This is a genomic window from Pedobacter boryungensis (genome assembly GCF_013204825.1).
Taxonomy (GTDB): domain Bacteria; phylum Bacteroidota; class Bacteroidia; order Sphingobacteriales; family Sphingobacteriaceae; genus Pedobacter; species Pedobacter boryungensis.
Genome location: NZ_JABMKV010000003.1, coordinates 19,518 through 41,359 on the forward strand (window position 1 = coordinate 19,518; position 21,842 = coordinate 41,359).

Annotated in this window: 21 protein-coding genes; 5 read left to right on the forward strand and 16 right to left on the reverse strand. The window is 33.1% G+C overall.

All coding sequences use genetic code 11. The annotated features are described in order from the left end of the window. Position 1: 1 nt before the first annotated feature. Positions 2-1,312, reverse strand: coding sequence for a UDP-glucose dehydrogenase family protein (locus tag HQN85_RS12220; protein WP_173272642.1), 1,311 nt, complete (start codon positions 1,310-1,312; stop codon positions 2-4). A 66-nt stretch (positions 1,313-1,378) separates the two neighbouring features. Between HQN85_RS12220 and HQN85_RS12225 the strand changes: the two genes are divergently transcribed. Continuing rightward, entirely contained in the window at positions 1,379-2,593 is a 1,215-nt protein-coding gene (locus HQN85_RS12225) for a 3-deoxy-D-manno-octulosonic acid transferase (protein WP_173272643.1), read from the forward strand. On the opposite strand, the gene hemH is transcribed toward HQN85_RS12225, so the two are convergent. Genes hemH through HQN85_RS12250 form a run of 5 tightly spaced genes read right to left on the reverse strand, consistent with a single transcriptional unit; the run spans position 2,590 to position 8,100 of the window. After that, a complete protein-coding gene (gene hemH / locus HQN85_RS12230) occupies positions 2,590-3,603 on the reverse strand; it encodes a ferrochelatase (RefSeq protein ID WP_173272644.1) in 1,014 nt (337 codons plus the stop codon). The two genes, HQN85_RS12225 and hemH, sit on opposite strands and share 4 nt — an antisense overlap. 3 nt (positions 3,604-3,606) lie before the next feature. Then, positions 3,607-5,979 (reverse strand): TonB-dependent receptor, encoded by a 2,373-nt coding sequence (locus HQN85_RS12235; protein ID WP_173272645.1) that lies wholly within the window; start codon positions 5,977-5,979, stop codon positions 3,607-3,609. A 23-nt stretch (positions 5,980-6,002) separates the two neighbouring features. Continuing rightward, positions 6,003-6,854, reverse strand: a complete 852-nt coding sequence (locus HQN85_RS12240) for a 4-hydroxy-3-methylbut-2-enyl diphosphate reductase (protein WP_173272646.1) — start codon at positions 6,852-6,854, stop codon at positions 6,003-6,005. Positions 6,855-6,913: 59 nt separating this feature from the next. Next, positions 6,914-7,537, reverse strand: coding sequence for a lysophospholipid acyltransferase family protein (locus HQN85_RS12245; RefSeq protein WP_173272648.1), 624 nt, complete (start codon positions 7,535-7,537; stop codon positions 6,914-6,916). Between the two features lie 53 nt (positions 7,538-7,590). Next, positions 7,591-8,100, reverse strand: a complete 510-nt coding sequence (locus tag HQN85_RS12250) for a phosphoribosyltransferase family protein (protein ID WP_173272650.1) — start codon at positions 8,098-8,100, stop codon at positions 7,591-7,593. Positions 8,101-8,234: 134 nt separating this feature from the next. Here HQN85_RS12250 and HQN85_RS12255 point away from each other — a divergent pair, with 134 nt between their 5' ends. Continuing rightward, positions 8,235-8,945 (forward strand): head GIN domain-containing protein, encoded by a 711-nt coding sequence (locus tag HQN85_RS12255; protein WP_173272652.1) that lies wholly within the window; start codon positions 8,235-8,237, stop codon positions 8,943-8,945. 156 nt (positions 8,946-9,101) lie between these two features. Here the strand turns inward: HQN85_RS12255 and HQN85_RS12260 are convergent, their stop codons facing one another. The 10 genes from HQN85_RS12260 to kbl all read right to left on the reverse strand — a co-directional run bounded on the left by HQN85_RS12260 (position 9,102) and on the right by kbl (position 17,808). Continuing rightward, the gene (locus tag HQN85_RS12260) at positions 9,102-9,515 is read right to left on the reverse strand and encodes a hypothetical protein (protein WP_173272654.1); all 414 of its coding nucleotides are present in this window, start codon (positions 9,513-9,515) and stop codon (positions 9,102-9,104) included. A gap of 3 nt (positions 9,516-9,518) precedes the next feature. Then, entirely contained in the window at positions 9,519-10,085 is a 567-nt protein-coding gene (locus HQN85_RS12265) for a hypothetical protein (protein ID WP_173272656.1), read from the reverse strand. Further along, positions 10,082-11,515 (reverse strand): 23S rRNA (uracil(1939)-C(5))-methyltransferase RlmD, encoded by a 1,434-nt coding sequence (rlmD, locus tag HQN85_RS12270; RefSeq protein WP_173272658.1) that lies wholly within the window; start codon positions 11,513-11,515, stop codon positions 10,082-10,084. Before rlmD ends, HQN85_RS12265 begins: the two co-directional genes overlap by 4 nt. A 176-nt stretch (positions 11,516-11,691) precedes the next feature. Next, complete coding sequence (locus HQN85_RS12275; protein ID WP_173272660.1) at positions 11,692-11,802, reverse strand: phenylalanyl-tRNA synthetase subunit alpha; 111 nt, start codon at positions 11,800-11,802, stop codon at positions 11,692-11,694. A 222-nt stretch (positions 11,803-12,024) separates the two neighbouring features. Then, a complete protein-coding gene (locus HQN85_RS12280) occupies positions 12,025-12,444 on the reverse strand; it encodes a hypothetical protein (RefSeq protein WP_173272662.1) in 420 nt (139 codons plus the stop codon). A gap of 1,068 nt (positions 12,445-13,512) precedes the next feature. Next, a complete protein-coding gene (locus HQN85_RS12285; protein ID WP_173272664.1) occupies positions 13,513-14,088 on the reverse strand; it encodes a TetR/AcrR family transcriptional regulator in 576 nt (191 codons plus the stop codon). Beyond that, complete coding sequence (locus HQN85_RS12290; protein ID WP_173272667.1) at positions 14,088-14,501, reverse strand: Rieske (2Fe-2S) protein; 414 nt, start codon at positions 14,499-14,501, stop codon at positions 14,088-14,090. The genes HQN85_RS12285 and HQN85_RS12290 overlap by 1 nt, the downstream gene beginning before the upstream one ends. Next, positions 14,501-15,541: a phenylalanine--tRNA ligase subunit alpha gene (gene pheS, locus HQN85_RS12295; RefSeq protein WP_173272669.1), complete on the reverse strand. Its 1,041-nt coding sequence runs from the start codon at positions 15,539-15,541 to the stop codon at positions 14,501-14,503. Before pheS ends, HQN85_RS12290 begins: the two co-directional genes overlap by 1 nt. Positions 15,542-15,658: 117 nt before the next feature. Next, positions 15,659-16,594, reverse strand: a complete 936-nt coding sequence (locus tag HQN85_RS12300) for an alpha/beta hydrolase (protein ID WP_173272671.1) — start codon at positions 16,592-16,594, stop codon at positions 15,659-15,661. Positions 16,595-16,620: 26 nt separating this feature from the next. Beyond that, a complete protein-coding gene (kbl, locus tag HQN85_RS12305) occupies positions 16,621-17,808 on the reverse strand; it encodes a glycine C-acetyltransferase (protein WP_173273506.1) in 1,188 nt (395 codons plus the stop codon). Between the two features lie 129 nt (positions 17,809-17,937). Between kbl and HQN85_RS12310 the strand changes: the two genes are divergently transcribed. The 3 genes from HQN85_RS12310 to HQN85_RS12320 all read left to right on the forward strand — a co-directional run bounded on the left by HQN85_RS12310 (position 17,938) and on the right by HQN85_RS12320 (position 21,835). Continuing rightward, positions 17,938-20,391, forward strand: a complete 2,454-nt coding sequence (locus HQN85_RS12310) for a DUF5686 and carboxypeptidase regulatory-like domain-containing protein (RefSeq protein WP_173272672.1) — start codon at positions 17,938-17,940, stop codon at positions 20,389-20,391. A 146-nt stretch (positions 20,392-20,537) separates the two neighbouring features. Next, the gene (trhO, locus tag HQN85_RS12315) at positions 20,538-21,467 is read left to right on the forward strand and encodes an oxygen-dependent tRNA uridine(34) hydroxylase TrhO (RefSeq protein ID WP_216847279.1); all 930 of its coding nucleotides are present in this window, start codon (positions 20,538-20,540) and stop codon (positions 21,465-21,467) included. After that, positions 21,464-21,835 (forward strand): DMT family protein, encoded by a 372-nt coding sequence (locus HQN85_RS12320; protein WP_173272673.1) that lies wholly within the window; start codon positions 21,464-21,466, stop codon positions 21,833-21,835. Before trhO ends, HQN85_RS12320 begins: the two co-directional genes overlap by 4 nt. Positions 21,836-21,842 lie beyond the last annotated feature (7 nt).

Genomic DNA, 21,842 nt, shown 5'->3' on the forward strand with positions numbered 1-21,842 from the left:
GTTAATTTATTAGTTTTCTACCAACACTATTGTAGTAATAACCCAAATCGATCATTTTTTGCAAGTCAAATAAATTCCTTCCATCAAAAATTACTTTATTAGTCAATAGCTCATCCATTTTTTCAAAATCCGGATTACGGAACACCGACCATTCTGTTGCAATTAATAAAGCATCTGCATTTTGTAATGCATCGTATTGATTTTCAGCAAAATTAATTTTATCCCCCAATATTGATTTCACATTCTCCATTCCTTCGGGATCAAAAGCAGTAACTGTTGCACCTTGTTTAATCAGTTCATCAATGATATATAATGCTGGTGCTTCTCTAATATCATCAGTTTCTGGTTTAAAAGCTAAACCCCAAAGTGCAAAATGTTTACCTTTAATATCGTTTTTATAATATTTTAATACTTTATCTACTAAAACCGTTTTTTGTTTTTCATTTACATTCATTACGGCTTTCAAAATTTGAAAATCATAATTATGTGTATCTGCTGCAATAGCTAAAGCTTGTACATCTTTAGGAAAACAGCTTCCTCCATATCCAATTCCAGGGAAAAGAAAACGTTTACCGATACGATCATCAGAGCCAATTCCCTTACGTATTGCGTCTACATCTGCTCCTACAATTTCGCAAAGATTTGCAATCTCATTCATAAACGTGATTTTTGTTGCCAAAAATGAATTTGCTGCGTATTTAGTTAATTCTGAAGAACGCTCATCCATAAAGAAAATAGGATTTCCCTGACGAACATAAGGTGCATATAATTCTGTCATTAATTTTTGTGCTTTCTCACTACGTGTACCAATTACAACGCGATCAGGTTTCATAAAATCCTCCACTGCTACACCTTCGCGTAAAAATTCTGGATTAGAAACTACATCTACTTCAACTGAAGTATTAGCTGCAAAAATTGCTTGAACTTTATCTGCCGTACCTACAGGAACTGTAGATTTATTTACGATTACTTTGTATTCTGTAACTAGTTTTGAAATATCTTTTGCAGCACCTAAAATATAAGAAAGATCTGCAGCTCCATCTCCGCCTGGAGGAGTTGGTAGTGCCATAAAAATAATCTGAGCTTCTTTAACCGCGAGCGCTAAATCCGTTGTAAATGATAAACGTCCCTGCGCAATATTACGGTGAAACAATACATCTAAACCAGGCTCATAAATTGGAACTTCACCAGCAATCATTTTTTCAACTTTTGCTTTATTAATGTCTACGCAAATTACATTGTTTCCTGTTTCTGCTAAACACGTTCCGGTTACAAGGCCTACATATCCTGTTCCAATTACAGCTATCTTCATATATTAATTGAAGGTTTTAAATTTATTCATTTATCTTCGGACGAAGATAAGAAATTAAGACACAAAATGCTTTGGATTTATAATATTGGGGTTGTAATATATGGCTTATTATTAAGGTTGGCATCGCTTTTTAATGCAAAAGCCAAATTATTTGTAATTGGAAGGAAAAATATCTTCAATAAAATTCAACAAACAATTAATCCTAATGATAAACCAATATGGTTTCACTTTGCTTCTTTAGGAGAGTTTGAACAAGGCAGACCTGTATTAGAAAAGTTGAAAACTAACAATCCATCACAAAAAATTGTCATTACCTTTTTTTCTCCTTCAGGATATGAGATTAGAAAAAATTATGCATTGGCAGATGTTTTTTATTTACCATTAGATACAAAAGACAATGCTGAGAGGTTTATAAAAGTTGTAAATCCGAAGTTTGCAGTATTTACAAAATATGAATTTTGGTATCATTATTTTAATGAATTAAACAAAAAGCAAATACCACTTTATTTAATTTCTGGGATCTTTCGACCAAACCAGGTATTTTTTAAATGGTATGGAAGCTTTTATAGAGGGATTTTAAAATTTGTAACACACTTTTTTTTGCAAAATGAAGAAAGTGTCTCTCTTTTAAAAAGTTTGGGAATTGATAATGTGAGCTTAAGTGGTGATACTCGTTTTGATCGGGTTTATGAAAATGCTCAGCATCCTAAAAGATTAGAGCTGATTGAGCAATTTTGCCGTACTGATAATGTTTTTATAGCCGGAAGCACCTGGCTACCCGACGAAAAACTATTGGTTTCGTTAACTGAAAGATACCCAGATTGGAAATTTATAATTGCCCCACATGAGATTGGAGCTTCACATATTGAAGAAATTGAAAAACTATTTCCAGAAGCTGTAAAGTTTTCCAACCTTCAAACATCAACTTTCAATCCTCAACCTTCTATCTTAATTATAGATAATATTGGAATTCTTTCTTCTTTATATCAATTTGCAAGTGTAGCATATATTGGTGGTGGTTTTGGGGCAGGAATACATAATACCCTAGAAGCCGCAGCATTTGGTTTACCTGTAATTTTTGGCCCGAAATACCATAAATTTCAAGAAGCTAAAGATTTAATAGCAATTGGCGCTGCTAAAAGCATAACTACGGCTGATGAATTAATGAGTGCTTTTAATTTTTTTAAGGCAAATGAAACTGCATCCGCCGATGCGAAAGAGTATGTGGAACAGAAAAAAGGAGCTACAGATATGATTGTAAGAGCAATTGCCGAATCTTAGTTCTTCGCTAACTCTACCAATGCTTCAATAAACTTCGGATGATCATTTAAACTCTCCACTAACTGCACATGTTCACCACCAAGCGCTTTAAATTCTTCGTGATATTCTACTGTAATTTCATATAGCGTTTCCAAACAATCAGCTACAAACGCAGGACTAAAAACTAATAACCTCTTTTTGCCTTCCGCAGCTAATTTTTTCAATACATCTGTAGTGTAAGGTTGTACCCAAGGTTCTTTTCCTAATCGAGATTGAAAACAGACGGTGTATTTATCTTTAGACAAGCCAAGTTTTGCAGCAATTAAGCTTGCAGTATGATGTCCTTGAGCAGAATAACAAAATTTATTTGTCTCGTTTAGCGTATCACAACAATTATCAATTTTTAAGCAATAATTACCTGTATGATCACATTTTAACAATTGTCTTTCTGGTAAACCATGAAAACTAAAAAGCACATGATCGTAAGTTTCTGGCTGATGCTTAATTGCATTCTCTGCAAATACATCAATCATTAAACTATTATTGTGAAATGAGTTTACAAATGAAACTGGTGGAATAGTTTGCCATTTACTTAACAATTCCATTACCAATTGCATAACGGAACCTGTACTTGCAGATGCATATTGCGGAAACATCGGGATTACCTTAATACTTTCTACTAAACCTGCTTTTAATTTTTCTAAAGCGGCTTCAATAGAAGGATTTTGATAGCGCATTGCCAGCTCAACCTGATAATCATCACCTAATTGTTCTTGCAGTAATTTGGCCTGAATTTTACTGTAATACAATAATGGAGAGCCTTTTTCGTCCCAAATTTCTTTGTATAATTTAGAAGTTTTAGGGCTTCGAAAAGGTACAATAATACCTTTTACCAATAAAGTTCTATTCAACTTAGGGATATCAATTACCCTACCATCCATTAAAAATTGATCTAAGTATTTTTTTACATCTTTAACTTCTGGACTGTCTGGCGTACCTAAATTAACTAATAAAACTCCTTTTTTTCCCATGATTTATAATTCGAATATTACACCAATTGTAGGCAATATATTCCCACTAGTATTTTTTAATAATTTTGTTTTAAAACGGGATGGATCTCCGGTTGCATCTTGTGCATTTCCATTAATATCTCTATCCAACACCAATTGTTGCTGTGTTTCGTATTTATTATATGTCAAATTTTGAATGTCCAAATATACGTTAAGGTTAAATTTCTTAAAAGGATACTTTTTGTCTACCCTAACATCTAATTGGTAAAAGCCCTTTAACCTATTGCTATTCAGCCGATCATAATCTGGAACTCCTTGTGGAAATATAGAATAATTACTTTTTAGTGATGAATAAGCAATATCATACGGAGTATATGGTGTTCCTCCACCTAAACGAAACTTAGCACCAACCTCCCAGTTTTTTTTAAAGATCTTTCCCGCAGTCATGCTTAAGATATATCTATTATTCCAACTCGACTGAATATATTCGTTTAACTTATCTTTAAATTCACTGCGGAAGAGTGTTAATGCAAAAATTCCATAAAATCCTTTGTTTAATCGTTGTTGCGCAAAAAATTCTAAACCATAACTTCTTCCATCTGTTTCACCAACCACAGGCTTATTTCCAACCACTCCAAAATCGGCACCCAGGTTTGCTAAAGGAATTACATCTCCAAATATCTTAACCATAGGATAACGACTATAACTTTTATAGAACCCTTCTATCGTGATTTTGGTATTTTTTAAGGTATTGTATTCAAATCCGGCTATTAATTGTGCAGAGCGGATATAATTTACATTTGTATTTACTAATGGGCCACCTGTATTGTTTCTAAAACCTAATACGGTATAGGCTGGTAATTGATAATAAATACCCGTATTAAAGTTGAAACTGATTTTCTCATTGAAATTATAGGAAGCAGAAAATCTAGGCGACAATGTTTTAAGCGGATTTTCTCCTTTTGAGTTAAAAGTATTTCCATCAAACCTTACTCCAAAAGAAAGATTTAATTTTTCTCCTAAATACGGTGCGCTTACTTGGGCAAAAGCTCCATATTTAATAAAATTAATGGCAGAAACATATCCTTCAACTCCACCTGGCAAAAACTGCAAACTATTTGTTGTATAATCTGCTGTTTCAATTCCTGCCCCAAAGTTTATTTTATATTTTCCTTCACGAGATGAGTTTTCTACTCTCATTTTATTCTCAGTTTCTGTAGAATGATAATCTAATACCTGAGTTTTGCTTTGGTCGTTATCTTGAAATTTATACGCTTTATTATTTAAATAATTTCTGCTTAAAACAACAGTAGAAAATCCTTTTTCACGATACATTTTATATACTGCACCAATTGTATAATTATCTTGCTTATTTTCTGGCAGATTAGCCAAAGTGTATAAATTACTTTCGGTTTTTTCTGTATTAAAATTTAATACCGCTTTATCAAGAGCACCTAAACCCAATATTGTTAACTCATTCTTGGTATTAAACTTTGTTTTAAGCTTAAATTGAAAATCTTGATAAGAAGGTAAAAATGGTAAACCTAGTACTTTGAACAAACCCTGTAAATAAGATAATCTATAAGATGCCATATAGGTTGTTTTTTTACTCATTGGCCCATCTGCTACTATTGCAAAATCACTAGAACCTACAGTTAATGAGGCACCCATTTTATCAGAATTCCCATCCTTTTGTTTAAATTCAAAAACAGAGCTTAAGGCATTTCCTCTAGCTGCTGGAAAGGCTCCAGAATAAAAATCAACTTCTTTTATAAAATCAACATTAATTAAACCAACTGGACCACCAGATGAGCCTTGTGTGGTAAAATGATTAATATTGGGAATTTCTACTCCATCTAAATAAAACCTATTTTCATTTGGTGCACCACCACGAATAATAATGTCGTTCCGATAACTCACTGGAGCAGAAACTCCAGGTAAAGATTGAATCACCTTTGATATATCTCTATTCCCTCCAGGATTTCTTTTAATTTCAGTAGCGCCAATAGTTCTTAATGATAAAGGACTTTCTACTGGCTTAATAAATCGTGCTTTTTGAATTACAACTTCATCTAAAGTACTTACTTCAGTTTCTAATGCAACATCTAAAACTGTAGGTTTTGCATTGTTAACTTCAATATCAAAAACAGATTTAGATTTATACCCAATAAAATTGAACTTTAGATTATAAACTCCAGGTACTAAATTTGCTAAATTATAATTCCCTAAACTATCACTAATCGCATTATTTGTTTTCCCTTGAATAGAAACAGTAACTCCAGCAATTGGCTGATTAGTAAAAGAATTGGTAATTTTTCCTTTTATAATAGCATTTTGCGCTAAAACCGAGAAACTTAGAAATGAAAAAAGGAGTACTAAAGTAAGTCTTATACGCATGTAATGATGTTTTTTCGGGGTACTTACGAAAGGTTTTCTAACTCAGATTTCACAAGTTCCATTAACCACATTGGTGTAGAAGTCGCCCCGCAAATACCAACTTTATCATTTGGTGAAAACCAAATTTTATCCAATTCTTCTACATTAGAAATAAAATAAGAGTTGGCATTGTGTTTTTTGCAAACATCATATAAAACCTTTCCGTTTGATGATTTTTTTCCTGATACGAATATAATTTTATCAAAGTCTGCTACAAATTTCTCTAATTCTTCATAACGATTAGAAACTTGTCTGCAAATTGTATCATTAGCTTTTACATCATAACCTCTACTTAATAATTCATCTTTAATTTGATAGAATTTATCAGTGCTTTTAGTAGTTTGACTATACAAAGTGAACTTATTAGGCAATTCCATTTCATCCAGCTCTGCTAAATCCTGAAAAACAATTGCTTTTCCATTAGTTTGCCCCTGCAAGCCAATAACTTCCGCATGACCATGTTTACCAAAAATGAGGATTTGCTCGTTGTCATCATGAGAATTCTTAATGCGATTTTGCAATTTTAAAACTACCGGACAAGATGCATCAATTAACGTTAAGTTGTTATTTAAGGCTAATTCATAAGTAGAAGGTGCTTCACCATGTGCCCTAATTAATACTTTTTCATTAGAAAGCTGGTGTAATTGATCGTGATCTATAATGCGAAGTCCTTTCGCTTTTAGACGTTCTACTTCTTCATCATTATGTACAATATCGCCCAAACAATAAAGATATTCTTCATTATCTAAAATATCTTCGGCCATATCTATCGCATATACTACACCAAAACAAAAGCCAGAAGATTTATCGATTGTTACGTTTAAATTGTATCCCATTTTAAATTACCACAATTACACTTACAAAAATACACAAAAAGAGCATGAGAATTTAAAGCTTAAGATGCTTTTTGTGTTTGTTTTAAAATTGCAGTGTCATAATGTTTATTGTATTCGCTTTTAAGCAATTGCAAGCTCGTGTATTCTGCAACTTGCCAAGTTGTTAAATATGCTTTGGCTCTAGGCTTTCTATTGTTAAAATAATCTGTAAGGATAACCGAAAACACTGTTTGAAATTTCTTTTTAGAAGCATTGATGAGTTGCATCACTCCTTTTTCAAATGCAATGGTATCTACATGTGAAGATTTAATTTTTCCTTGTGGGAAAATAAGGACTAAATTTTTTGGATCATCAAGTAAAGAACCTGCATATAGTAATGTCTCTAGTGCATCTTTCCCTTTAGTTTCTGGAGCAAAACAGCCAAAATATTTTAAATAATTAAGTTGCTTATAATCATCTGTAGTAACTAAGGCGTGAAACTGTTTTTTAAAAACCTTTTTATTTAGTTGAAACAACATAAACCCATCCCACCAACTGAAACGATTTGCTAATAATAATACAGCCTCATCATCTTTAATAACAAGCTGATTATGGGTAAAAGAAGAAAAATCTTTCTTTAAGATATAATTGATATACCATGAATAACAATGAAAGATTAAACCATTTTTACGAGAGTGATACATTCAGGGAAATTGCAAAAAATTGGGCTGATTTGCAAATATATTCATTAGGTGGATTAGCTTAAATAAACCCTATCCTCTTCTCCAGTTACATCCATCACAACATCCACATGTTCTTTTAAAATAGTAGACAGTTCTAATCCTACAAAGTCTGTTGCAATTGGAAAAATTTTATGACTTCTATCTACTAATACAACAGTACGGATTTTTTTATGAGGCGTATTTAAGAAAACTCCTAATCCATAGGCTAATGTTTTGCCACTGTTTAGCACATCATCAACCAATATAATTACTTTATTTTTCCACTCTGCTTCTTGCAAATCTGTTTTTGCAACCAATTTGCTATTTTGTTTTTCAAGATCTATACGAAGCATAGTGACTTTAAAACTTGCTATTTCTTGTAAGACGCTTTTTAAACGCAATGCAAGTTTATATCCACGATCCCAAATACCAGCCAATACAATTTCCTTTTCTTCTAAGTTATCTTCCAAAATCTGAAAAGCAATGCGATTAATCTTTTGTTCGATTTGCTGTTTATTTAAAATAAGTACTTGATTTTCGGGCATGGCTAAGCGCTTTTATTGTACTGTACAAAAGAACGATTTTAAGCCTCAAAATCAAATAAAAAAAATAATTTCAATTTCTTGCAACGTTTACCTAGTCATCGGCGTCTAATAAATACAAACCTTAAAAATATATTATGAAATTTATCAGTTTACCCAAATTGGCTTGTTTAGTAGCAATTGCCATGTTAAGTTACTTAACTACCCAAGCACAAAGTAAAAATGTAGGTGTAAAAAATTTTAATACACTAACCGTAAGTAGCGGAATAGATTTGTATTTAACGCAAGGTAATACCGAAACTTTAACCATAAAAGGAGATAACAGTTTAATTAAAGATGTTATTGTAGAGCAAAATGGAAGTGCAGTTACTATTAAATATAAAGAAGGAGTGAATTGGAGTAGACTATTTAGAAACCAAAGCATTAAAGTGTATGTAAGTTTTAAAGCATTAAAGAGCTTAACTGCAAGTGGTGGTTCTGATGTATATACTCAAAACACTTTAAAAGCTGATGTGCTGAATGTTAGAGGTAGCGGTGGTTCGGATCTTAAATTAACGTTGGCTTGTAAAGATCTAACGGTTAGTGTAAGTGGTGGTTCAGATGCAGATTTAACTGGTAGTGGAGAAAATATGCAACTAAATGCTAGTGGCGGAAGTGATGTAGATGCATTCGGTTACATTGTAAATTATGCAAAAGTAAGCGTAAGCGGTGGCTCTGATGCTAATATTTACGTAAATAAAGGTTTAGAAGCTGGCGCTAGTGGCGGTAGCGATGTAAATTATAAAGGAAATGCGTCGTTAAAGAAAACTACTTCTTCAAAAAGTGGTGATGTTAATCACGTTAATTAATACAATTTAGTTTAGTTTTTAGTTTAGGGAAAAGCCAATATTGTGGATGCAATATTGGCTTTTGCATTTGCGTCATCCTCACGAAAGTGGGTTCTTAATGCGATGATTATTTTCTTATAGCTTTAGGATACCCCATCGAGTTGGGTATGACGAATGTTATTTTCCTTTTGGATAAGGATAATAAACAAAATTGGCTCCTTCTGGAACTACCACAAAAACACACATATAGTTTTCTGGCTTTTTATAGCTCTTTAAAAATTGCTCTTTCTTATCAGGATGAATAATTCCTTTCTGAATAAATTCTTCTAGTGTAGAAGCTTGGATGGTCCAATCTGTATTCAGCTCTGCTCTATTTAAAATTATTTCACCAATGCTTACCTCATGCTGGTGTGCAATGAAAATTGGCGTTGCAGAAATGCCTTCTACCATAATTTCTACTGCTACTTCTTTAATAGAATCTGCATAAAATGTTAAGTCCTTTTCTAAGCTTATTAACGGACTCTTCTTCTCTTTTTTTGGCGCTCCATTCTCATCTGAGCTTAAATTGCCCAATAACTCTTCACTCTCCATATTTTAAAACTTTATCTCTTTTTTTAGGGTAATAAATTTATCATCGGTTAAGCTATCTGTTAATAAGCCATAACCTTTATCTGTTTTTACAACTCTTTTAGGCAGTGGATATTTATCCGAGCAAAAATACATACTGCCCTTTTTAATTAACTTCCACTCATTATTGCGCAATGAAAACAGGTTCACGCTTGACCAACAACTGCTAAACCATTCTGGTCTTAGTAAAATTTCTGGCTGATTATCTCCATTTAAATCTCCTGCCAGAGCCAAATCTGCGCCAATTGCATTTTTATAAATTAATACTGGCCAATGTTCATTGGTAAAAAATATTTGAATGATGTATTGCTTTTGCTTATCGCCAATATCATCTTTAATCATTTTGTTTTTAACCACAAATGCAGTATCAGTTTTATTTAGTAAAATAGTATCTACAACTTGTTTTGTAGGATCAACTATCATTTTTGCTGTTGAAGAATCAGATTCTTTTCCTGAGTTTTCTTCAGTTTTAACTTTGCCTTTACACCCTGTTAATGCAGCAATTAATACTAAATAAACCCAATATTTTTTCATGATTTCAGCTGTAATAAAACTAAATTTTCTACATGTTGCGTATGCGGAAACATATCTACAGGCTTAATTCGAACCACATCGTATTTTTCCTTTAATAAAGCTAAATCACGTGCTTGCGTGGCAGCATTGCAGCTTACATACACAATTTTTTCAGCTTCCATTTCTAATAAACGCTCTACTACATCTGCATGCATACCAGCCCTTGGCGGATCGGTAATTACAACATCTGGTTTACCATGTTCTGCTATAAAATGACCTGTTAATATATCTTTCATGTCGCCGGCATAAAAAATGGTATTTTTTATGCCGTTAAGCGATGCATTAAATTTAGCATCTTCTATTGCCGTTGGTACATATTCAATACCAACTACCTGCTTTACACTACCCGCAATAAAATTGGCAATTGTACCAGCGCCTGTGTATAAATCGTACACCAATTCATCGCCTTTAAAGTCAGCAAATTCTTTTGTTATTTTATATAATTCGTACGCTTGCTCAGAGTTGGTTTGATAAAATGATTTAGCACCAATTTTAAATTTAACTACCCCTCCATTCTCAATCGGCATTTGTTCAAAAATGTGGTCTCTACCTGCATAAGTAATTACCTCTTGATCAAAAATGGTATCATTCTTTTTCTGATTTTCGATATAAAGCAAAGCTGTAATTTCAGGAAAGGAAACTTTTAAATATTCCATTAAACCTCTAATTTGCTCTTGTTCTGCATACGCGAAAACCACCACAACCATCACTTCTCCAGTAGATGAAGTTCTAATAATCAAATTACGTAGCGCACCTTCGTGATTACGTAAATCGTAAAAACTTAATCCGTTTTTTAAAGCATATTCACGAACTCTTAAGCGCAAGCTATTGCTAGGCTCGGCTTGTAAATAGCAATGTTCAATATCTAAAATCTTATCAAAACGCAATGGAACGTGAAAACCTAAAGCATTCATTTCTCTGCCTTCTGCTTCAAATTCCATATCGGTAGCATTTAGCCAACGTTTATTCGAAAAAGTATATTCTAATTTATTTCTATAGTATCTATTTACTGCTGAACCCAAAATTGGTTCCATTGCTGATGTATCAATTTTTGCCAAACGCTGTAAGGCTGCCTCTACATTTTTATGCTTAAATTTTAATTGCGCATCATATTCCATGTGTTGCCATTTACAACCTCCACATGTACCAAAATGACTGCAAAAAGGATCTTGACGAAGTTCTGATGGAGTTTGGATCTGCTCCACGATGGCTTCTGCGAAGTTCTTTTTCTTCTTCACTATACGAACATCAACCACATCTCCAGGAACGGCTTTATCAACAAAAATCACCAATTCGTCGGCTTTGCCAACACCTTTTCCCTCTTCGGCAATGTCAATAATACTTAAGCCCGAAATTCGCATCGGCTCAGCATTTCTTCTATTTCTACTCATTGTTGCAAATATAATAAAAAGGTAGAAGGTTGTGGGTTTTAAGGTTTAAGCAGAAAGAGACTTTAAAAGGATAAAAGAACAAAGAAATTACAATAGAGGATGTGAAAAAATCTAGTACATATTTAACCCCTTCTTCAATATTGAAGATTTTTGCCTAAACAACTAAGATAGGATTCTTACTTTCCAAAAACTTTAAGGATTAATCCAAAAATGCCTTCTACTAAGTTAAAGCTCATATCAAATTGTTCATCAACCATTACAGAAATCTCTAAAATTTCTTTACTCATTGTATTTTATGTTGATAATAATACAAATATAGCTTATTATGAACCAAAAACCAAAACGGTATATGTTAATTTTTTGTTAAGTTTTTTTAGGCATTTAGACCGTAGTAGAGAAATCTTTGGATTGTTGATCAAAGCGCTATACTGTTTGAGAGACTTTCAAGATTCAATGGAGGACAATAATTAATCTTTAAATTACTATGGTTATTTAAAGACCTTACCTATCTATTTAGCCCTTGCCTGTCTCATAACTGTTTTTAAAGTTTCTGAGTCCAACTGGCGCAATTCGGGATATTTTTTCATTAATATAACTAATGTGCTAAATATTTGAAAAGTATTCTCACTTCTTTTTGATTTTAGTGAGTCAGCGTTTTTGATTTCCGAATCGCTGCTTTTCTTAGCTTTTGATGCTCTGTCATTAAAAAATTGATTTTCAGCTTTCTGCATAGCTATAAAGTCCGTATCGGTACGTAGTTTAGCAATTAGTTTTTTTTGAACCTCTAGCTTTTCCGAGCTAGAAAGTGAGGCGAAAGGTTCCTTGGCAGGCCTATATGTTTTCGCTTGAGCAAAAACATTCGAATGGAAAGAGACTGCAAAAAAAAATATTAGGAAAATTTTGATAGTATGTTTGATAATTAAATTCATATTGAAGGGATTGGATTATTATACATATTATTTTTGAGAGAAGTATTAGCAGATATTATTTAAATATCATCAATAATTACACCAAATCGAATCTTTTTTGAATAAAAATTAAATTGTTTTGCAAGTAAAACGTTCATATGTCTATTTAAATTTTGTTTGTTAATTTTTTGAGATCCCAATTACCCGTCCAATTTAACCATAAAAATTTCTGTACTGAATAGCTAGTGCAAAATTTACGGCTTTCAATCGTTTCAATTCAAATAAATCTGTTAGTAAATCTTTCAAAACTTAATTCACTACAATGATTTATATTAACATTCGTCAAAATTATCTTGCTGCCTAACTTCAGTTTCAGCATACCCCATCAAGCCGCTTTTGCTTCGCAAAAGGCCAGAATTTGTTTTATTAACATTTATAATTTTTAATTAAGTCACTTTTTGTTTTGAACAAAGATTTCTCAATTTAGGTTATAACAGATCTTAAATAAAGAAATTAGTAGAAAAGTAATTTATTTGAAAGGCACAATTGGTTTGTGATAGCACAGACCTTTCTATTCCGCTTCGCTCCAGTCGAGATGACGAAAGAAAAAGAAGTTTCAACAACTAATATGTAGAATTTACCAATTTAAGAAAGCGTGAATATCGTCTTGGTGAAGAGAAAGCATATCAACTCGGACTTAATTCGTATTTGCGATGGACTTTGTTCGGGTACAATTGTCACAAGTCCGACCAAACTCCGAACTAACCCCGACCAAACCCCGACTGAACTCTTTATCAAAGATTAACAATTAAGCATTTTTTTCTACGATTTAATCGTTAAAAAATACCGATAGAAAATTTATGATTTAAAACATCATAAATTCTGTAGCATAAAAATAATTACTTGTTTAAACTTACAATAAAGGAAAGATGTAAGTTTAAATGATTTGAAATTTGATTAGGGATTGTGTTGGTAAGACAAGATATCTAAAGAAAACACGCCCAACAAAAAATGGCTCGTAAGTACGAACCATAATAATTTGTTTTACAGATTCCTCGTCATTGCACTAACACGAATGACGGTTATTTGCTACAACGCCGCTTTAACTAAATAAGGTAAGATCTCTTTTTGAAAAGTTACAAAGTTCTTGCGTACATCGGCATCGCTTACTGAGGTGAAGGCGAAAGAGAAAACGATACTTTTGCTGGCTTTTAGAAGGAATGCTAGTCCGCCGCGGCGAGCTGGGTTCTTTTTAAAATGATCAAGTTCTAAATAAGCAGACAGTAAAAGCGCTTCTAATTGATCTGACAAATGCTTTAGAAATTCTTGCGAATTGGTATTTTCACGAACAAAATCCCAACCAATAAACTCATTACAAACTGTATATGATAAACGACAAGTTTTCATTACCAATGCTTTTAAATGTTCTTCTTCACTTGTAAAAGTTACTTTATTACTTAAAATTTCATGAAGATTTACATCCAGGTAATCCATTAAAATAGCATCTAACACCTGTTCTTTGCTATCGAAATACTTATAAATGGTTGCCTTTGCAATACGTGCTTTTTTGGCAATTTCATTTACACTGGTTTTATGGTAACCATATTTTCTAAACAGCTCTTTAGCAGCTTTTATAATGCTTTCTTTTATTTTTTCTGGTTCCATTAATTAATCACTTGTAAAGTAGAGCTTGTTACAATAACGTTGTATTGTTTTAATGATGTTTTAGCAGGAGCTTTTACTGGACTTCCGTCGTATAATAAATATTTAGCGCCAGATACTGGGTCTGTTGCTGTTAATGTTGGATCATCTAGGACTACTGCTGTTTTCTTTTCAGGATTAACCGTACTACATCTATCATAAGCTACATAGGCATTATCTGCCCTGCGATAAATTATAATACCTGCAACACCATAACCTGTCAAACTTATAGCACCACCTGCTGTGCTTAATCGACTTAACCTTGGATCTGTCAAAGGTGCACTAAAATTTACGGGCAAATCAGGTATTAGGTTTTCTTCCTTAGCACAAGATGTACCAAGTAAAATAATCAAAAATAAACCGATTAGCCTATTCATTATATAATTGCAGTTTTATATTGCTTTAAAAAACGCACATCGTTTTCAGAGAATAAACGTAAGTCTTTAATTTCGAATTTTAGATTAGCAATACGTTCAATTCCCATTCCGAACGCAAAACCACTATATTTTTTACTATCAATGCCGCAGTTTTCCAATACATTAGGATCTACCATACCGCAGCCTAAAATCTCTACCCAACCGCTATGTTTACACATTTGACATCCATCTCCTTTACAAATTGTACAAGAAATATCCATCTCGGCACTTGGTTCTGTAAATGGAAAATACGATGGACGGAAACGTACTTTTGTTCCCTCCCCATATAATTCTTGAACAAAGTAAAATAAGGTTTGTTTCAAATCTGCAAATGATACATTCTCATCTACATATAATCCTTCTACTTGATGAAAGAAGCAGTGTGCTCTTGCAGAAATTGCTTCATTACGGTATACGCGACCAGGCATTAATGCTCTAAATGGTGGCTGACCAGCTTCCATCATACGTACTTGTACAGATGAAGTATGGGTACGCAAAGCGATATCACCTTTTTCTCCTCCTTTTTGGATAAAGAAAGTATCTTGCATATCTCTAGCTGGGTGCTCTTCTGGGAAATTTAAGGCAGAAAAGTTATGCCAATCGTCTTCAATTTCCGGTCCTTCTGCCACACTAAACCCTAGCTTATTAAATATTTCAATAATCTCTCTTCTAACTAACGCTAAAGGATGACGAGCACCAACTTCGAAGCCCTCACCAGGCAAAGTCATGTCTATTTTAGAACCTTCAGTTTTATCTTTTGAGCCTGCTGTAACTTCACTTAAAGCTTGATATTTAGCTTCTGCTAATTGCTTAAACTCATTTAATACTTTACCTAATGTTCTTTTTTCTTCAGGAGAAACTGCTTTAAAGTCATCAAAAATACCTTTAATAATACCTTTGGTTCCTAAAAAACGAATACGGAATTGTTCCAGTTCTTCGGCACTAGTAGTATCAAATGAATTGATTTCTGCCGTATACTGTGTAATCTGGTCTTGTAACATCTGCCAAATATACAGCAATTTATAGAAATATTTTACAGCTTACGAGTCTATAAATGAACTTGAAACGTATTTATTACAAGAAAATGAACTAAGAACATAAAAATAACCGACAGTATATTATTTGATATTTTTATTGAAATAGGCAACTGTTGAGTCGAGTACAATTTGCCATTTACCAGATTGCGAAAAATTATGGTCTGAGCCACTAACAAACAAAAAATCATTGGGCACTCTGAGCTCCTCTAATCTTGCAATAAATTTATCATAGGTAGCAAAATCCAGATTTGGTAATCCCATTACGTTGTTATTCTCTGGAAGAATATTTAAAGTCGAAACTTTCTTAGCTGCATTCGCTGTAAATAACGGACTGATATCTTGGTAATATTTCTGATTAGCGACGGAAGCATCAAATCCTGTGTAACGATATCCTCCTTCAAAAACATACTTGGGATATAGTTCCCAATTTGGAACATTCGTAAAAACCAAATCTAAAGCCCCAGCCATATTTGAAACTGCTTGAACTTTATTGCTATTTCTTAAATCATAACTATATAATAAAGCAAGGGTGCCACCTGCACTATGACCTGCAATTGCAATTCGCTTACTGCTAACCACCCATTCTTTGGCATGCGCTATTGCAAAATCTACTGCAGTTGCTATATCACTTACTTGATCTTTTACTTTTATTTCACTTTCAATATGTGGTGGTTCTAACGACGTATTAGTTAAACCGCTTCCATCTACTAAGCGATAATTAACATTTAACACTGCATAACCACAACCTGCTAAATATATGGCATGTTTATTAAAATCGGCTTTATCGCCTCCAATGAAACTCCCTCCATGTATAAATATAATTACACTTGTATTTGAGGTCCGATTTGGTGGTAAATATACATCCATAGTTTGTTTTGGATCATTACCATACGCTAAATTTGAAATTAGTTGGGCCTCAGCTTTCGTTTGATAAGCAGGTTCCTCCACTTTTTCGCATGCTATGAAAAGCATTAACAATAAAATTCCTACACCACTAATTTTTGAGATGCTTTTCATAACTTGATTAAAATAAGATGGAGATACTAAATAACACCTAATTCCTTACCTACTTTTGTAAATGCCGCAATTGCTTTATCCAAATGATGTTGCTCATGCGCAGCAGAAAGTTGCACTCTAATTCTTGCTTTTCCTTGGCCAACAACTGGATAGAAAAATCCTACCACATAAATTCCTTCTTCGAGCATTTTTGCAGCAAAAGTTTGTGCAATTTTAGCATCATATAACATTACCGGAACTATTGGATGGAAACCGGGTTTAATGTCAAAACCAGCAGCCGTCATTTTTTCACGGAAATATTTAGTGTTATTTTCTAATTTATCTCGTAGCGAAGTAGTTTCACTTAACATATCTAAAACCGCTACGGATGCACCTGCAATTGCTGGTGCTAATGTATTTGAAAATAAATATGGGCGTGAACGCTGACGTAGCATATCAATAATTTCTTTTTTACCTGAAGTAAATCCGCCAGATGCGCCACCTAATGCCTTACCTAATGTACCTGTAATGATATCAACACGATCTATTACACCAAAATGTTCGTGTGTACCGCGACCAGTTTTACCAATAAAACCAGTGCAATGCGATTCATCAATCATTACTAATGCTTCATATTTATCTGCTAAATCGCATATTTTATCTAATGGCGCAACAGAACCATCCATAGAGAAAGCACCATCAGTTACAATAATCCTGTGTCTACAATCTTTTGCAGCAATTAATTGTGCTTCTAAATCTGCCATATCTGCATTTTTATAGCGAAAACGTTGTGCTTTACAAAGTCTAACACCATCAATAATAGAAGCATGGTTTAATTCATCAGAAATTATAGCATCTTCAGCGTTAAACAAAGGCTCGAAAACGCCTCCATTAGCATCAAAAGCTGCAGCATATAGTATCGTATCTTCTGTACCTAAAAACTCAGATATTTTAGACTCTAATTCTTTGTGAATATTTTGAGTACCGCAAATAAAACGCACTGAAGACATTCCATACCCATATTCATCTATCGCTTTTTTTGCAGCTTCAATTACCTTTGGATGAGATGACAGGCCCAAATAATTATTCGCACAAAAGTTAACTACCTCAGCGCCAGTGCTCACTTTAATATCTGCACCTTGCGGAGTGGTAATAATGCGTTCACGTTTATATAAGCCAGCACTTTCTATTTCTTCGAGTTCTTTTTGTAATACGGGTTGTAGAGTTTTATACATGATTATAATTTTTGGTGCTAATAATGGATTCGCTTGCGCAAATATAATATTTTGCTCGTTAACAAACTTTAACATAATATTTGTGTTAACTTCTAGAACTTAGTCGATATTTATAGCTTATTAACTTTTATGAATAAAATTCATCTCTTGCTAATTTTAATGTTAGCATTTTTTAATGTTTCTCTAGCTCAACAATATCAAATTAGTGGAAAAATAACTGAAAACAGTGGTGAAGTTATTCCGTTCGCATCTGTTTATGTTAAGAATACTGCAAAAGGCGTTTCTGCAAATGCAGACGGAGTATATAAAATTACACTTGATAAAGGTAATTATACACTTGTATATAAGGCTATTGGGTTTAAAACTACAGAACGTGTAATATCAGTCAACGCAGATTTAATGGTAAATGAAAAACTTGCATCTGAGAGCTATACACTTAAAAATGTGACCATTAGGCCAAATGCCGAAGATCCTGCTTATGAAATAATTAGGCAAGCTATTAAAAACAGGAAGGTGCATTTAAACGAAGTTGATGAGTATAGCAGCAATGTATATATTAAAGGATTGCAAAAATTAGTTGGGGCACCAAAGAAGTTTTTTGGTAGAGATATTCAAAAAACACTCGATTTGGATACCAATAGAAAAGGGATCTTGTATTTATCAGAATCGCAATCAATTTTTAGCTTTAAACGTCCGAATAAAATTCATGAAGAAATGGTTTCTTCAAAAGTTTCTGGCAGAAATAACTCTTTCAGCTTTAATAAAGCATCTGATTTAATTATCAATTTTTATGAAAATTTATTATTGGAAGGAACTGGTTTGAGTTCTCGAAGCTTCGTTTCACCAATTGCTGATAACGCTTTATTCTATTATAGGTACAAACTTTTAGGTACTACAGAAGAAAACGGAGTTACCATTAATAAAATAGAGGTAATTCCCCGTCGTACAAATGATCCTGTTTTTAGAGGCATTATCTACATAGCCGATGATAGTTGGCGATTAATGGGCACAAACCTTAATTTAACAGAAGATGCAGGAATTAATTTTGTAGACACATTAAATATAAGTCAGCAGTTTATTAAAATTGATGAGGTGTACATGCCTTCAGATATTAAATTTCAGTTTAATGGAAATGTACTTGGTTTTAAATTTGAAGGCTATTATGTAGGCATTTATAGCAACTATAATATTCATCCTAATTTTCCTAAAAACTATTTTACAGCAGAGATTTTAAAAGTGACTAAAGCTGTTAATAAAAAGGATTCCTTGTACTGGATGAATATCCGTCCTATTCCATTAACGGATGAAGAAAAGTACGATTACAAAAAGAAAGATAGTATAGCATTGCGTAAAACATCTAAACACTACCTCGATTCTTTAGAGAAAGAAAATAATGAGTTTGGTATTGGAAAGATGATATTAACTGGATATACAATTAATAAAAGATACGAGAAAAAATACATTTCTTTCGATCCAATAATTAGGTCTGTCTTTTATAACACGGTTGAAGGATTGGGGTTAAAATATGGCATCACATTCCGTAAAAATCTAGAAGACAGGAAAAGTTATAGCATTAGACCCGAAGCACGTTATGGCTTTTCTAATCATGTTTTTACAGCAAATTTAAGTGGTAGTTATTTTTACGATCCATTAAAACGAGCTAGTGTAGGTGCAAGTTTCGGAACAGACATTGCCGACCTTAATCCATATGGCTCGATGAGTTTGCTATCCAATTCTATTAATACGTTACTTTTTGAGCGAAATCTCTCTAAATTTTATAAAAAGGAATTCGCTAATATTAATAGTACTAGAGAACTGGCCGATGGTTTACAAGCTTCTGCAAGTATAGACTATAGTAAAAATTATACCTTACAAAACACTAGCAATTATAAACTTCGAGATCTTAAAGACGAAGAATATACATCGAATAACCCATTTACCCCAACAACTGAAACACCACTATTTCCAACGTATACTTCGGTAAGTGTTTCTGCTGGTTTAACTTATACTATTGGGCAAAAATATATCACCAGACCAGATGGAAAATTCTATCAAGAATCAAAATATCCTCGCTTCCAATTAGGTTACAGAAAAGGACTTAAGGGAGTTTTAAATAGCGATGTTGATTATGATTTATTAAGTTTAGAAATTTATCAAGAACGTATAAGCGCAGGATTACTAGGTTATACTTCCTTTGTAATTGGCGCCGGAAAATTCTTAAACAATAACGCTGTTTTTTATCCAGATAGTAAACATTTTAGAGGAAACAACTCTACCATATCTCCTACTAATTTGCGAAAATTCAGGTACTTAGATTTCTATCAATATAGTACAGATAGACAATATGCAGAAGCTCACTTAGAACATAACTTTGCTGGTTTTTTCTTAAACAAAGTTCCGTTATTACGAAAATTGAAACTAGAAGAATTTGTTGGGATTAATTATTTAACACAACCCGCTAAAAGAAATTATACTGAGTATTATTTTGGTATTCAACGCTTAGGTTTTGGTATAAGTTATGGCTATGCATATGATGGTAGTAAAAAAGTAGAGCAAGGTTTTAGAATTGCTTATGGATTTTAAATAGTTGAAATTTTTAGGTTTTTAGTCTAACATTTTGATATCAATTTTAGAAATCACCTATTTAATCTTCCGGACTTTCGGTCTTCATAACTTATTTGCTATCTTTGCCACGCATTAAACGCCGTTTGCAGCGGTATCAATGAATTATGATATACAATACTTTACTTTACTATTGCTATTCTCCAATAGCAGATGCTGAACAATTTGCTATAGATCATTTAGCTTTTTGTAAATCTTTAAATCTTGTAGGCCGTATTATAGTCGCAGAAGAAGGTCTTAACGGAACTGTTTCTGGAACGGTAGAAGCTTGTGCAAGTTACATGGCACATTTAAAAGCAGATGAACGTTTTGCCAAAATAGATTTTAAAATTGATGAGGTAACCGAACCTTCTTTCATTAAAATGCACTGTAGATATAAACCAGAAATTGTACATTCTGGCTTACGTGATACTAGCATTATTAACCCTAACGAAAAAACAGGAAAATATTTAGAACCCGCTGAGTTTAGTGAAATGCTAGATCGAGATGATGTGGTGGTTTTGGATGTGCGTTCTAATTACGAACATAATTTAGGCAAATTCAAAAATGCCGTAACACTTGATATTGAGAATTTTCGTGATTTTCCAGATCAGATAGATGCATTAGCCAAGTACAAAGACAAAAAAGTAATGACTTATTGCACTGGTGGTATTAAATGTGAAAAGGCATCAGCTTTGCTATTACACCATGGGTTTAAAGATGTATATCAATTACACGGCGGTATTATTAAATATGGTAAAGAAGCCGGAGGTAAAGACTTTGAAGGCAAATGCTATGTTTTCGATAATCGTATTGCCGTTGATGTAAATTCTGTTAATCCGACGATCGTTTCTACCTGCTATAATTGCGGTAAAACTACCCCAAAAATGATCAATTGCGCAAATCCAGAATGCAATGAACATTTTACGCAATGTGATGAATGTGGTGAAGAATTACAGGGTTGTTGTTCAGTAGCTTGTACTACGCATCCGCGTAAACGCCCATACGATGGAACGGGCTATTATGTAAAAGTTCCTCAACAAGTTGCAAAAGCATGAGAGCCCTCATAACAATCGCTTTTTTAACAATTTCTAATACCTTCATGACTTTGGCTTGGTACGGTCACTTAAGGTTTAAGGATATGGAATGGAGCAAAAGTTTAGGCTTAATTAGCATTATTGCTATTAGTTGGGGTATTGCATTGTTTGAGTACATTTTTCAAGTCCCAGCAAATAAAATAGGTTTTAAAGAAAATGGTGGCCCTTTTAGTTTAATGCAATTGAAAATTACGCAAGAAGCAATTTCAATAAGTGTTTTCCTTATTTTCTCTATCTTATTTTTTAAAACAGAAAAAATTGCATGGAATCATGTAGTGGCGTTTGCGCTAATAATTCTTGCTGTTTTCTTTGCGTTCATTAAGAAATAACAATACC

What these genes read in the sequence shown, in the direction of transcription:
- pheS (WP_173272669.1), bottom strand. Translation starts at nt 15,541, where the DNA reads ATGTTACAAGACCAGATTACACAGTATACGGCAGAAATCAATTCATTT.
- HQN85_RS12310 (WP_173272672.1), top strand. Translation starts at nt 17,938, where the DNA reads ATGAATAAAATTCATCTCTTGCTAATTTTAATGTTAGCATTTTTTAAT.
- kbl (WP_173273506.1), bottom strand. Translation starts at nt 17,808, where the DNA reads ATGTATAAAACTCTACAACCCGTATTACAAAAAGAACTCGAAGAAATA.
- HQN85_RS12320 (WP_173272673.1), top strand. Translation starts at nt 21,464, where the DNA reads ATGAGAGCCCTCATAACAATCGCTTTTTTAACAATTTCTAATACCTTC.
- HQN85_RS12245 (WP_173272648.1), bottom strand. Translation starts at nt 7,537, where the DNA reads ATGTATCACTCTCGTAAAAATGGTTTAATCTTTCATTGTTATTCATGG.
- HQN85_RS12225 (WP_173272643.1), top strand. Translation starts at nt 1,379, where the DNA reads ATGCTTTGGATTTATAATATTGGGGTTGTAATATATGGCTTATTATTA.
- HQN85_RS12260 (WP_173272654.1), bottom strand. Translation starts at nt 9,515, where the DNA reads ATGGAGAGTGAAGAGTTATTGGGCAATTTAAGCTCAGATGAGAATGGA.
- hemH (WP_173272644.1), bottom strand. Translation starts at nt 3,603, where the DNA reads ATGGGAAAAAAAGGAGTTTTATTAGTTAATTTAGGTACGCCAGACAGT.
- trhO (WP_216847279.1), top strand. Translation starts at nt 20,538, where the DNA reads ATGATATACAATACTTTACTTTACTATTGCTATTCTCCAATAGCAGAT.
- HQN85_RS12285 (WP_173272664.1), bottom strand. Translation starts at nt 14,088, where the DNA reads ATGGAACCAGAAAAAATAAAAGAAAGCATTATAAAAGCTGCTAAAGAG.
- HQN85_RS12280 (WP_173272662.1), bottom strand. Translation starts at nt 12,444, where the DNA reads ATGAATTTAATTATCAAACATACTATCAAAATTTTCCTAATATTTTTT.
- HQN85_RS12235 (WP_173272645.1), bottom strand. Translation starts at nt 5,979, where the DNA reads ATGCGTATAAGACTTACTTTAGTACTCCTTTTTTCATTTCTAAGTTTC.
- HQN85_RS12250 (WP_173272650.1), bottom strand. Translation starts at nt 8,100, where the DNA reads ATGCCCGAAAATCAAGTACTTATTTTAAATAAACAGCAAATCGAACAA.
- HQN85_RS12265 (WP_173272656.1), bottom strand. Translation starts at nt 10,085, where the DNA reads ATGAAAAAATATTGGGTTTATTTAGTATTAATTGCTGCATTAACAGGG.
- HQN85_RS12220 (WP_173272642.1), bottom strand. Translation starts at nt 1,312, where the DNA reads ATGAAGATAGCTGTAATTGGAACAGGATATGTAGGCCTTGTAACCGGA.
- HQN85_RS12240 (WP_173272646.1), bottom strand. Translation starts at nt 6,854, where the DNA reads ATGGGATACAATTTAAACGTAACAATCGATAAATCTTCTGGCTTTTGT.
- HQN85_RS12300 (WP_173272671.1), bottom strand. Translation starts at nt 16,594, where the DNA reads ATGAAAAGCATCTCAAAAATTAGTGGTGTAGGAATTTTATTGTTAATG.
- HQN85_RS12255 (WP_173272652.1), top strand. Translation starts at nt 8,235, where the DNA reads ATGAAATTTATCAGTTTACCCAAATTGGCTTGTTTAGTAGCAATTGCC.
- rlmD (WP_173272658.1), bottom strand. Translation starts at nt 11,515, where the DNA reads ATGAGTAGAAATAGAAGAAATGCTGAGCCGATGCGAATTTCGGGCTTA.
- HQN85_RS12290 (WP_173272667.1), bottom strand. Translation starts at nt 14,501, where the DNA reads ATGAATAGGCTAATCGGTTTATTTTTGATTATTTTACTTGGTACATCT.
- HQN85_RS12275 (WP_173272660.1), bottom strand. Translation starts at nt 11,802, where the DNA reads ATGAGTAAAGAAATTTTAGAGATTTCTGTAATGGTTGATGAACAATTT.